Origin of the sequence: Streptomyces sp. NPDC006516, assembly GCF_040611875.1 — a bacterium.
GTDB lineage: Bacteria > Actinomycetota > Actinomycetes > Streptomycetales > Streptomycetaceae > Streptomyces.
In genome coordinates this window covers 37,979-50,363 of the sequence record NZ_JBEXPD010000013.1, presented here as the reverse complement: position 1 = coordinate 50,363, position 12,385 = coordinate 37,979, and the positions used below count along the sequence as shown (strand labels likewise).

Here is a 12,385-nt window from a genome sequence, read left to right as displayed (position 1 = left end):
GGCGGTGACCCGCCTGCCGCCCGATCTCAGCCGGTTGTGCCGGCCGGATCCCGGGCCGCCGTTCCGCGGCCCGAGCGGGCCCGCCGGGATGCGCCCCGGCAGACCTCCCTCGGGTCCCAGCCGTCCGGCCGGGCGGGGAGGAGGTCCGGATCCCCGGACACCACTCCCTGCCGGCCCTGCGCGAGCAGCGGCCGGCCGAGGATGTGGGAGGCGCACGAGATGCCGCCGAGCATGACGCCCGCGACACCGTTGCCCGCCTGGGTGCTGGCCCCGACCACGTGCAGTCCGGCGATGCCGGTCGTGGTGCCGGGCCGGGCCGTGCCGCCCCATTCGGCCATGCCGAACGGGGTGCCTCCGGAGGCCAGGGTGTACCGCTCGTGGGTCAGCGGGGTCGCCGCCTCCAGGTGCGTGATGTGCCCCCGCAGCGGCCCGATGGCCTTCTCCGCCGCGCGCAGGGTGGCTTCGGTGAGCTCCTGCTTGCGGCGCAGGTACCGCGCCTGGTGGCGGTAGGTGGCACTGCCGCCCTCGGCCCCGTCGGTGACGCCCCACCACTCGTGATCGGGCGGGCAGAGCGTCATCACCTGCAGGTTGGCGTGGCCCGGCGGGCACAGAGCCCTGTTGCCGGGGTCCTTGAGCGAGGCGAACGAGCAGAAGAGGAAGGGGACCTCGCCGACGTCACCGGCGCGCGCCCGGTCGAAGTAGCCGTCGATGTCGTCGGTGTCGTACCACCACAGGTTGGCGTTCGGCCGGTCCCGCAGGTCGATGTCGAGGCCGAGGTAGAGCACCAGCCACGGCATGCCCATGCGTGCGTTGCGGGTGCGTTCGGCGAGGGACTTCGGGAAGTGTCCGGCGCCGACCAGGTCGAGCACCGTGCGGCGGTAGTCCGCGTTGGACACCACCAGGCCGGTGGTGACCGTCTCGCCGCCGTCCAGGCCGACCCCGGTGACCTTGCGGTCCTCCACCAGGATGCGCCGCACCCTGCTGCGGGTCCGGATCTCTCCGCCGTGGGCCTCGATGACCTCCACGAGCCCTGCGGCGAGCGTCTGCCCGCCACCGGCCGGGTAGTAGGCACCGCGGAGGTAGTGGTCGGTGACGCTGGTGTGCCGGGCGACCGTCGCCTGGCGCGGGGTCAGTCCGTAGTTGGGCGCCTGCGCCGCGAGCACCGTACGGGCCCGCGAGGACAGGCCGCAGTGGCTGAACAGGTCGTCCAGCGTCCGCCTGCCCCACTCCCGGACCGCGACGGTGCCCTTGGCGATGTCCGCGGGCGACCAGGTGTGCGACTCGAAGAGGGCCGCGCGCTGCTCCTCGCCGACGGCCGCGCAGATGTCGGTGAAGGTACGCAGGCCCTCGGCCTCGTCCGGCATCGCGGCGACGAGCCGCTCCCGGTACTCCGGCCAGCCGGCCGGCATGTCCACGGAGGCCCCGGGCACCCTGATGAGGTCGAAGCCGCTCCGGTCCATCTCCAGGAACTCGACGCGGTCGCGGAGTCCGAGCCCGCCCAGGACGGAAGGGATGACACCGCCGGGCTCGCAGTCACCGAGGTAGTGGACGCCGACGTCGAACTCGTAGCTCCGCCGCCTGCGGAAGACGTGGCTGTTCCCGCCCACCACCGAGAACTGCTCCAGCACCAGGACACGCCGGCCGGCGGTGGCCAGGTAGGCGGCGGTCGTCAGGCCGCCCAGGCCGGCACCGACCACGACGGCGTCCCACTCGCCGCCGCCCGGGTTGCTGTTGCCCACAGTGCTCTCCTTGTCGCTTGCCGCTGATGCTTCTTCGTCGCCCCGCGGAGGCCGGTGGCCGCGTTCCGTGCCGCGGCCACCGGCCGGTCTCAGCCGCAGCCGCCGGCGTGTCCCGCGTCGCCGCCGGCAGGCAGCAGGTCGGCGTGGGCCGCCGGGTCCGGCGCGTCGGTCTTCGGAGCGGTGGTGCCTCCGGCCCCCTGGACGGCACGGACGAAGGACTCGACCCGGTCGAGGCCCCAGTACTTGTCCCTGCCGGTGATGAAGAACGGCACGCCGAACAGGCCGTCGTGGGCCGACTCGGCGAGCAGGGCGGCGCCCCGCTTGCGCAGTTCCGCGTCCTGGGAGGCGGTGGACAGCCGCTGGGCGTCCAGGCCCAGCTCCTCCGCGATCGCGGCGATCACGGCGGGCTCGGAGATGTTCTTGCCCTCCTGCCAGCGGGCGCGGTACGCCGCCGCCACGAAGTCCTTGCCCCGGCCCTCGTCCTCGGCCGCTATCCAGGCGAGGTGGGCGACCTCCCAGCACGGCTCACGGTCGACGGGCCAGGTGATCTGTGTCAGTCCGCGCTCGGTGGCGAGCCTGCGGGTGTCCTGAAGGATGTAGAAATTCTTCGCCCGGCTCATGGCGACGATCGGAAGGGTGACCCCCTCCTCCGCCAGCAGCTTCGCGGTCTCCTGGTCGGGCTCCCAGAACGGCAGCCAGTCGAGGGAGTCGAGCACCTCGGGGTGGGTGGCCATGAGATCGCGGTAGGCGAACCAGGAGTACGGGCTGCGCAGGGAGAAGTACCAGCGCGGTGGGCGTTTGGAAGCCATCGGTTCCTCCGGGGCTCGGTCGTCCGGGGCTGTGTACGGGCCGGGTCACTCGCCGCGCAGGGCGCGCAGGACCTCGTCGTCGAAGACGGTCATCTGCCACTCGGCCTCCGGCGACTCCTTGTGGCAGTAGCCGTGGGTGATCGAGCCGGTGGCGGTCCGGACGAGCGCGCCGTCCCGCACGACGTAGAAGTCCACGCGGGAGGTGTAGAGCATGTCCTTGAAGACGGACTCCACGGTGTAGACGGTGTAGAGGTCCTCCTCCATGACCGTCTCGTCCGTGAAGTGGATCTTGCACTGCGTCACGACCGGGATCCAGCCGCGCTCGTTCAGCATCCGCTTGATGCTGATGCCGCGGGAGGCGACGAAGACGTGCTTCGCCTCCTCCATCTGCCGCAGGTAGCCCGACATCTGCATGCGCTCGGTGAAGTGGCAGTAGTAGTACGGAACCCGCCACTTCCAGCCGACCGCGTTGGTGTCGCCGATGATCTCGGCGAGCACCGGGTCGGTGTCGCTGTTCTCGCCGCGGTGGAGGGCCCCGGCGAAGTCGTCGGAGGGGGTCGCGGTCAGCGCGGTGGGCTCCGCCGTGGCGAGCCGGTCGACGAGGAAGCGCTGGAGCCCCTCGGGGAGCGCCTCCGTGGCTTCGACGTTGCCGTCACGGCGCAGCAGGACGCGCAGCTTGGAGGTGACGGCCTTCTTCGGTGCGCCGTCGCGCTGGACGGTCGCGGTGACCGCGAAGACCATCGCGGTGTCGGTGTCCTTCGTCTTCGGCGTGACCTCCAGCAGGACGTCGTCGTCGAGCGTGAGCACCGTGTGCAGACGGGTCTCGAGTCCGGCCACGTCGAAGTTGACGCCGTGGACGAGGTACAGCTCGCTCGCGCCGAGGCCGACGGCCCGGAAGTGGTCGAGGACCGCGGCCTCGAGCAGGTAGTTGACGCACTTGAAGCCGATCGCGGTGTTGATGTTCCCGCCCTCGTAGGGGGGCCGGAGGGTGACCGAACTCGGTTCGTCGAGAAGCTGCTTGAGCGCGACGTCGGACAGGGTGGTCATCGTGGGCTCCCGTACTCAGTTGACCGCCGCCGGGGTGCGCCCGGCCGGCAGGGTGGCGAGGAATTGCTGGACAGCGAGCGCGAAGAGCTCAGGACGCTCGGTCATCGGTGAGTGCCCGCAGTCCTCGATGCGCGTGACCGAGGCGCGGCGCAGCTCGCGGGCGAGTGCCTCGCCCTCGGGCGGCGGCGCGAGCGTGTCGCCCGTGCCGATGACGATGTGGACGGGCAGGTCGATCCGGTCGGCGTGCAGGAACGGTGTGCGCAGGTAGGCGTCGAGATAGCGGACCGCCCAGTAGGGGCCGAGCCGCGCACAGGCGAGCTCGGCCATGTCCGCCCTTACGGCCGGGTCCAGGCGGTCACGGGCCGTCAGGCGGATGTACTCGTCCGCGCTGCGGCGCATGGCGTCGAGGGTCGTCGGCAGCTGGGCCCAGGTGAAGTCGGTCGGGTCCTGCCGGAAGAAGGGGGAGACCAGCACCACGCCGCGGATACCGAACCGCTCGCGCGGGTCCTCCCCTGCGGCGATCGTGTCGGAGAGCAGGGCGAGGAGCAGGATCGTGGCGTAGGAGTGCGCGACCACCACGTCGGCGCCCCCGGGGACCCCGTCGACCGCCTCGCCGACCCACGCCTTCTCGTCGCGCCCGGTCACCGCGTACGGGCCGCCGGCCCGCCACGGCAGACCGGCCGTCCACAGGTCGAGCCCCGGGGGCCGGTGCGCGACGAAGGCGTCCCAGCAGCTCTCGCCGCTGCCGAGGCCGTGCAACAGCAGCGCCCGGTGGTCCGGCCGCGGGCCGGGCACACCTCGCCGTCGGAGCACGAGCGGCTCGACATCGCTGTCTCGGAGCACCGGAGAGCCCTTTCGGAGGCATGGGAGAAGAACAGGAGGACGTGGGGGAGACGACCGGAGCGAGAGGGCCGGCCGTCGGCGGAGGGCGGACGCACCGTCCTCGTACGAGGACTGTCCCGGCCCGCCCCGGGAATCCCGGTGGGTCATGGAGCGGGCCGGGGACAGTGGACGCGTACCCCTGCGGAGGCCGTCCTGCGGTGTCGTACCGGCATCGGTTCGACGTGGTCCGATCGTGCCGGAGGAGCCCTGAGCGAGGACAGGGCCTTTACAGCAAGCTGCGACTACAAAGACTTCCAAGCGGTGACGGCGGCCTCGGCGCCGTCCGGTGTGCCCGTCGAACGGCGGGCCGCGAGAAGGGCCTTGGGCCAGTTCACCGTCAGCGCCGCGCACAGCCGCGGGCCGCGGTGGTAGGCGACCGCGAACCGCCGGCGGGGCCCGCCGGCCCGTACCACCGTCACCTCCGCGCCGGGCTCCGGGCGGCCGAGCAGGGCGACCTTGCCGCCGTACTGGTCGGACCAGACGAAGTACTCGTGCCGGTGCGCCACCGGTCGCGGTTCGAGGATGTTGTGGACGGCGACGTCCGCCTGCTCCACCGCGTCCGTCCAGTGCTCGACCCGTACGTGCCGGCCGAGCCGGGGGTCGCGGCACCGGGCCACGTCCCCGACCGCGTACACGGTCCGCCCGGCGTCGACCGCGCAGAACTCGTCGCACAGCACTCCGCCGTCGCCGTCCAGCGGCAGGCCGGAGGCGGCCAGCCAGTCCGTCGCGGGCCGTACGCCGACACCGGCCACGACCGCGTCGGCGCGCAGCGTGGTGCCGTCGGCAAGCTCCACCCCGGTGACGTCGGGGCCGCCGGTCACCCCGACGACCGAGGTGCCGCACAGCAGCCGTACGCCGTTGTCGGTGTGCAGCCCCGCGAGTTCGGCGGCGACCTCCTCGCCGAGCAGCCCGGACAGCGGGGCGGGCAGTGCCTCCACGATCGTGACGCCGATCCCGCGCGCGCGGGCGGCGGAGGCCACCTCGGCGCCGATGAAGCCGCCTCCGGCAACCACCAGGCGGCCGGAGGGCGCCATGCCGTCCAGGCGCGCCCTCAGACGCAGCGAGTCCGCCAGGGTCCGCAGCGGGTACACACCCCGGCGCGGGGTGCCGGGCAGCGCTCTTGGGACCGCTCCGCACGCCAGGACCAGCTTGTCGTAGGGGAGTTCGAGGCCGGAGTCCAGCCGCAGCGTACGGTTCACCGGGTCGACACCGGCGGCGGACGTGACGTGACGCTCCGCCTGCCACTGCGTGGGGTCTCCGAGCGACGCCCGGTCGGGTGTCCACTCCCCGGTGAGGATCTGCTTCGACAACGGGGGCCGGTCGTAGGGTGCGTCCGGGTCGGGGTCGACGAGTGCGATCAGGCCGGTGTGCCCCGCCCGGCGCAGGCCGCTCGCGACGCGGCTCCCGGCGACGGAGGCGCCGACGATCACCACGCGCCCGGCGTTCACAGCGCCGCCCCGTCCCGGGCCAGGTCCGGCTCCGCGCCGGCCGTGCGGCCGACGAGCCGGCGGGGCGTGCGCAGTTCCAGCACGTCGCGCAGGCCGAAGGTCCAGCCCTCCTTGCGGGCCCGGCCCGCGAGGCGTACGGCCCGCAGGCTGTCTCCGCCCCGCGCGAAGAAGTCGTCGTCGAGGCGGACCGACGGCACCCCGAGCACTTCGGCGACGAGCTCGCACAGCCGTGCCTCCGCGGGACTCTCCGGCTCGGCGCCCGGGGACGCTCCGAGCGCCGGGGGCTCGGGAAGAGCGGCCTGGTCGAGCTTGCCGTTCGCGGTCAGCGGGAGGGCGTCGACCACCATGATCCGTGCGGGCACCATGTAGGCGGGGAGCACCTCCGCGACGGCGGCGCGCAGCGCGGCGGGGTCGAGGGTCACCCCGTCCTCCGGCACCGCGTAACCGGCGAGGTAGCGCTCTCCGGGCGTGTCCTCGCGCGCCACCGCGGCGGCGAGCCGCACGCCCGGCCGGGAGGCGAGCACCGAGCTGACCTCACCCAGCTCGATGCGGTAACCGCTGATCTTCACCTGGTCGTCGGTGCGGCCGAGGTACTCCAGGAGCCCGCCGGGGCCGGTCCTGGCGATGTCCCCGGTCCGGTACATCCGGCCGCCGCCGAAGGGGTTCGCCACGAACCGCCCGGCGGTGAGGCCCGGCCGGCCGAGATAGCCGCGGGTGACCTGCCCGCCCGCGATGTACAGCTCCCCGGCCGTGCCGTGCCCGGCCGGCGCGAGCCGCTCGTCCAGCACGTACAGCTCGGTCGCCGGGGTCGGGGAGCCGATGGGGACGGCGCCCGGGGCCGTCGTGTCCCCCGGCTCGATGCGGAACACGCAGCAGCCGACGGTGGCCTCGGTGGGCCCGTACTCGTTGATGACGGCAGCGCCGGGGTGCGCGGCGCGCCACCGGTCGACGACGTCTCCGCGCAGCATCTCGCCGCCCACCACCAGTTCGCGGGTGGGCGCCAGCGCACCGGGCAGCACGGTGAGCAGGGGCAGGTGCGACGGCGTCGCCTTGACGAAGCCCGGCCTGGCGTCTTCCGGACCGGCCGCCGGCTCGTGGTCCAGCTCCGCCACCCGCAGGCAGCCGCCCAGGAGCAGCGGCCCGTACAGCGCGGTGACGGTGAGGTCGAAGGTCACCGGGGAGTGCAGCAACGCCCCTTCCGCCAGCCCCGGGTACGCCGCGCAGGCGAAGTCCAGGTAGCGCGCCAGGGTGTCGTGCTGCACGGCGACGCCCTTGGGGCGGCCGGTCGAGCCGGACGTGTAGATGACGTAGGCGAGGTTGCCGGGGCGCAGCGGCGCGGTGCGGTCGGCCCCCGTGGGGTCGTGGGCCGGGAGGCCGGCCGCCTCCGCGGCGGCGAGGGCCCCGGCGACCGTCAGGGTCTCAGGCCCGGTGCCCGCGCCGGGCGGCGCGGCGCGCTCCCCCAGCACCAGGCCGAGCCCGGTGTCCTCGACGATGAACGCGGTCCGCTCCGCCGGGGCCCCGGGGTCCAGCGGGACATAGGCCGCACCGGACTTGAGTACGCCGAGCAGCGCCACCACCAGGTCGGCCGACCTCGGCAGCCGCACGCCGACGAGGTGCTCGGGGCCGATCCCGCGGGCGGTCAGGTGGTGGGCCAGCCGGTTGGCCCGGGTGTTGAGCTCCCCGTAGGTCAGCGTCCGGTCGCCGTCGCGGACGGCGGGGGCGTGCGGGGTGCGCGCAGCCCGCCGCTGAAAGAGGTCGGGCAGGAGCTGTTCAGCCATCGTGTCTTCCATCCTTGGGAACGGGACGCCCCGTGACGGCGGGTCCCCGGTTCACCCGGCACGCCCGGCGGCCAGCTGGCGGATCGTCGGGGACAGGTACAGGTCGCGCATCGCGACCGCGGTGCCGCTGCGCCGGCGCAGCGCCGCTCCGACGCGCATGGCCAGCAGCGAGTTGCCGCCGAGGTCGAAGAAGTTGTCGTCGGGCCCCACGGGCACGCCCAGCACCTCCTGCCACACCTCCAGGAGGTCCGAGGTGAAGGCGTCCTGCGAAGCGGTCGAATCCGTGCCGCCCGCCTCCGCCGCCGTCTTCACGGGCGCGGGGCTCGGGAGGCCGCGCGCGTCGAGCTTGCCGTTCGGGGTGAGCGGCATCCTGTCGAGCGCGGTGACGGTCGACGGGACCATGTACTCGGGGAGGTACCGGGCCGCCCGCTGCCGCACTCCGGCGGTGTCGTCGCCCTCCAGTACGACGTACGCGTCGAGCTGAGCGGTCGCCGGGTCCTGGGGGTCGGTCCTGTTGAGCACGACGGCGGCGGCACCGACCTGCGGGTCGTCCAGGAGTACGGCGCGGATCTCGTCGAGTTCGATGCGGAAGCCGCGCAGCTTGACCTGGTTGTCCAGCCTGCCGAGGTGCTCCAGCCGGCCGTCGGGCAGCAGCCTGCCCTTGTCGCCGCTGCGGTAGGTCCGCTCCCCGGTGAGCGGGTCGGTGAGGAAGCGCTGCCCGTCGAGGTCCGGCCTGTTGAGGTAGTGCGCCGCGACCCCGGCCCCGCCGACGTGGATCTCACCGGCGACGCCGACGGGCAGCGGTCTGCCCTCCGGGTCGGCGACCCTGACCCACCAGCCGGGAAGGGCGTGCCCCACGGACCGCGATCCGGTGAGCGCCTCCTCCCTGGTGACGGTCTGCGCGGTCACGTGCACGGTCGTCTCGGTGATGCCGTACATGTTGACCACGCGGCACCGGGACTCCGGGTGACGGTCGAACCAGGGCAGGAGCATGCGGGGTTCGAGCCCTTCGCCGCCGAAGACCACCAGCCGTACGGGGGCCGGTCCGGCACCGTCCCGTTCGACGTCCATCAGGTGGGCGAAGGCGGACGGGGTCTGGCTGAGCACGGAGACCCGCTCCTGGACCAGCAGCCGGTGGAAGTCCTCCGGCGAGCGCGTCACCCAGTAGGGCACGACGACCAGGCGGCCGCCGGTGAGCAGGCAGCCCCAGATCTCCCAGACCGAGAAGTCGAAGGCGCTGGAGTGGAACAGCGTCCAGACGTCGTCCGCGCCGAGCGCGAAGTCCTCCCGGGTGGCGGCCATCAGGCTCAGCACGTTCACGTGCGGGATGACGACGCCTTTGGGGCGGCCGGTCGAACCGGAGGTGTAGATGACGTACGCGGGGTCGTGCGGGCCGGCCGCCGAGGGCGGGGGCCCCTCGCACGTGCCGGGGGCGAGCCGGACGAGCTCCGCCGTGCCGATGACGCGGACGGCGCCGCCGCCGGGGAAGTCCTGCCGGTCGGTGACGACGACGGCGAGTTCCGCGTCCTCGGTCGTGTACGACAGCCGCTCGCGCGGGTAGGCCGGGTCCATGGGTACGTAGGTGGCGCCGGCCTTGAGCACGGCGAGCAGCGTGACGACGAGTTCGGCCGACCGGTCGAGGCAGACCCCGACCCGGTCGCCGTCGGCCACTCCGAGCCCGCGCAGCGCGTGGGCGAGCCGGTCGGCGCGGCTGTCGAGCTCGCGGTAGGTGAGCCGGTCGGACTCGAAGGACACGGCGACGGCGTCCGGGCGGGAGGCCGCGACGGCGGCCACGGCCGCGTCGATCCGCTCCGGACGGGGAAGCGGCGGGTGCGCGGGCCTGCCGAGCTCCGCCGTGGCCGCCAGCTCCGCCTCGTCCAGCAGGGCGACGTCCGCGACGGTGGTGCCGGGCGAGCCGGTGAGTGCCCCGTGCACCCGCGCCACATGTCCGAGCAGCCGGTCGGCGATGGCGGGGTGCAGCAGCCGCGTCGAGTGGTCGCAGCGCAGCAGCAGGTCTCCTCCGGCGGCGCGGACCACGGACAGGGTCACCGGGAACGGAGCGCTCTGGAACGGCAGGTAGGTGAGATCCTCCGTGCCGCAGGCGTCGGCCGGGTCGTGGCCGACGGCGACGACCCCCACCGCCGGGACGGCGCCGGAGTCACCGCGGGCGCGGCCGAGTTCACGGTGGAGCTCCTCGGTGTGCCAGGCGGAGCCGACGGCGAGAGCCGCCCGGACGGCCTTGTCCACGGTGGCGAGCGAGTGGGCCGGACCGGCCTCGACGGGTATGAGCGCGACGCCCTCGACGGCGCGCGGGTCCGCGGTGTCGGTGACCAGTGCCGGGACGAGAGGCCTGACGATCCCCTCGTAGCGGGCGAGAACAACACCCAGGGCGGCCGTCCAGCTCGCGGTGTCGCCGGCGGGGTGGCCGGGGGGCAACGGCAGCACACGGGTCGCCTGAGTGGCCGGCCCGTCCTCCCGGCCCAGCCCCCAGTCGGGCCGGTCGCCGAAGACGCAGCCGGCCAGGTCGGCGGCCTGCGCGACGGGATCCGGGGCCCCGGGTGCCTCGCCCGCGGAGGGCGCTTCGGGAACCACCGGTGGCGCGCCGGACACGCGGCCGGTCACCTCGGCGGCGAACCGCCGCAGGGCCGAGGCTCCGAGCACGGCGCGGTGGGCGACCACCACCAGTTCGGCCACGCCGTCGGTGTAGGTCAGCAGCACCCCGCGCACCGCCGGGTCCCGGTGGGCGACCAGGGGCCGGGTCAGCTCCCGCGTACGCCACCGGTCCGCGTCAGGCGAGTCGGATCGGCACGGCGCCGCCTGTGGCCACAGCGTCGCGGCTCCCCGGAAGACGTCCGGGGCGGCGGTCACCAGATCCGCCGCCCGGGCGGCGAACCGGGCCGCCGTCGCGTCCCCGGCGTCCCCGCGTACGGGTCCGGTGAGGGGCGCGACCACCGCGTGGCACACCGCGCCGGGTGCTGCCGGGCCGCTCGCCCGGATCCGGTCCCCGGAGGGGACGACGGTGCGCCGGGCGGGGCCGAGGCCCGCGACGGCGTCCTGTTCAGAGATCGACACGACTGGTTCCCTCGATGTGGTTGCGGCGCTTCACCGGGCGGTGAAGCCACCGTCGACGGTGAGCACGGATCCGGTCACCTGGGCGGACTCGTCTGAGGCCAGCCAGAGGGCCGCCCCGGCCACGTCCTCGGGCTCGATCAGCGCGTTCATCGGCTGCGACTGGAGGAACGTCTCCTCGCTCTCGGCGACCGGGAGATCGAGGGCCCTGGCTATCTGGCCGAGCATCCGCCCCTCCGCCCGGCTGTCGTCGCGGATCGACCCGGGACACAGGGCGTTGACGCGTACCTTCAGCGGCGCGTAGTCGAGTGCGGTCGCCTTGGTGAGGCCGATCAGACCGTGCTTGGACGCCGTGTACCCGGCGAAGTTGCGGTAGCCGACGAGGCCGGCGGTGGAGGCCACGTTGATGATGCTGCCCGCGCGCTGGGCGAGCAGCAGGGGGCCGACGACGGAGGTCATCCGCCAGGCGCCGGACAGGTTGATGTCGAGCATCACCTGCCACTCGTCCTCGCTGATCTCGTGCGCCGGCTTCCCCGAAGGCCCCACGATGCCCGCGTTGTTGACCAGGACGTCCACCCGGCCGAACCGCTCGCGGACCCGGTCGACGGCGGCGCGCAGGGCGGCCACGTCACGGATGTCGGCCTCGGCCGTGAGGACGGCCGCCCCTTCCTTGCGGCACTGCTCGGCGGTGTGCGCGAGCTGGCTCGCCGTGCCGAGCGCGTACGGGACGCCGTCGATGTCGTCGCACACGTCGAACAGCGCCAGGTCGGCGCCCTCACGGCCGAACGCCAGCGCACAGGCCCGGCCGACACCCCGGGCGGCTCCCGTCACGATGACCGTCTTTCCTTGCAGGCGCACGAGATCTCCTTACGTAGGGGGGTGATCGGGGAATCGGGCCGCCGCACTCATCCGGGGACGACGTCCGCGAGTACGCGGACCAGGGCCTCGGTGTTGTCCACCAGGTACATGTGACCGCCCTCGACCTCCACGAGGTCGAACCCCTCACTGGTGGCCTTGCCCCACTCCATGGCCTGCTCGGGACCGACGAGGGTGTCGGTGGAGCCGCGTACCGATGTGATCGGCACCGGCAGCGGGGTGTCCGACAGGGCGAGGTAGCTCTCGTGCATCTCGACGTCGGCCCGCAGCGAGGGGAGCAGCAGCTCGCGCATCTCCGGGTCCTCCAGCGCTTCGTGCCGGTAGCCGGCGAACTCCCGCACCCTCTCCAGGAACTGGTCGTCGTCCAGGCCGCTCGCACCGTTCTCCCGTCGGGTCCACGGGCCGGGGGAACCGCTGACCACGAGCGCGGCGAGGTTCACCCCCTCGGTCGTGGCCAGCCGGTGCGCGATCTCGTACGAGAGGACCGCGCCGAGGCTGTGGCCGAAGAGCACCACCGGCCCCGCGCCGGACACCTGCTCCAGCACCTCGGGCATCAGCCCTTCGACGGCCACCGCCACGTCCCTGTAGGGCTCCTCCGCGAAGCGCTGCTCCCGGCCGGGCAGCTGGACGGCCGCCAGGTCGAAGCGGCCCTCGCAGAGCGGGAGCCACGGGCGGAAGACCGAGGCCCCCGCACCGGCGAACGGCACACAGAGAACCATCGCTTTTGCCATCTCACA

Annotated in this window: 9 protein-coding genes; all 9 read right to left on the bottom strand. The window is 73.7% G+C overall.

Translation table 11 applies throughout. The annotated features are described in order from the left end of the window. Positions 1-26 precede the first annotated feature (26 nt). Entirely contained in the window at positions 27-1,739 is a 1,713-nt protein-coding gene (locus tag ABZY45_RS28125) for an NAD(P)/FAD-dependent oxidoreductase (RefSeq protein ID WP_356744253.1), read from the bottom strand. 89 nt (positions 1,740-1,828) lie between these two features. Further along, a complete protein-coding gene (locus ABZY45_RS28120) occupies positions 1,829-2,548 on the bottom strand; it encodes a DsbA family protein (RefSeq protein WP_356744251.1) in 720 nt (239 codons plus the stop codon). Positions 2,549-2,593: 45 nt separating this feature from the next. Further along, positions 2,594-3,595, bottom strand: a complete 1,002-nt coding sequence (locus ABZY45_RS28115; protein WP_356744249.1) for a hypothetical protein — start codon at positions 3,593-3,595, stop codon at positions 2,594-2,596. Between the two features lie 15 nt (positions 3,596-3,610). Further along, entirely contained in the window at positions 3,611-4,438 is an 828-nt protein-coding gene (locus ABZY45_RS28110; RefSeq protein ID WP_356744247.1) for an alpha/beta hydrolase, read from the bottom strand. A gap of 281 nt (positions 4,439-4,719) precedes the next feature. Then, positions 4,720-5,925 carry an FAD/NAD(P)-binding oxidoreductase gene (locus ABZY45_RS28105; protein WP_356744245.1) on the bottom strand — a complete coding sequence of 402 codons (1,206 nt, stop codon included), beginning with the start codon at positions 5,923-5,925 and terminating at the stop codon, positions 4,720-4,722. Continuing rightward, complete coding sequence (locus ABZY45_RS28100) at positions 5,922-7,703, bottom strand: non-ribosomal peptide synthetase (protein ID WP_356744243.1); 1,782 nt, start codon at positions 7,701-7,703, stop codon at positions 5,922-5,924. Before ABZY45_RS28100 ends, ABZY45_RS28105 begins: the two co-directional genes overlap by 4 nt. A 51-nt stretch (positions 7,704-7,754) precedes the next feature. After that, positions 7,755-10,775: an amino acid adenylation domain-containing protein gene (locus ABZY45_RS28095; protein ID WP_356744241.1), complete on the bottom strand. Its 3,021-nt coding sequence runs from the start codon at positions 10,773-10,775 to the stop codon at positions 7,755-7,757. A 30-nt stretch (positions 10,776-10,805) separates the two neighbouring features. After that, positions 10,806-11,630: an SDR family oxidoreductase gene (locus ABZY45_RS28090; protein ID WP_356744239.1), complete on the bottom strand. Its 825-nt coding sequence runs from the start codon at positions 11,628-11,630 to the stop codon at positions 10,806-10,808. A 47-nt stretch (positions 11,631-11,677) separates the two neighbouring features. Then, positions 11,678-12,379, bottom strand: coding sequence for an alpha/beta fold hydrolase (locus ABZY45_RS28085; RefSeq protein WP_356744237.1), 702 nt, complete (start codon positions 12,377-12,379; stop codon positions 11,678-11,680). Positions 12,380-12,385: the final 6 nt, after the last annotated feature.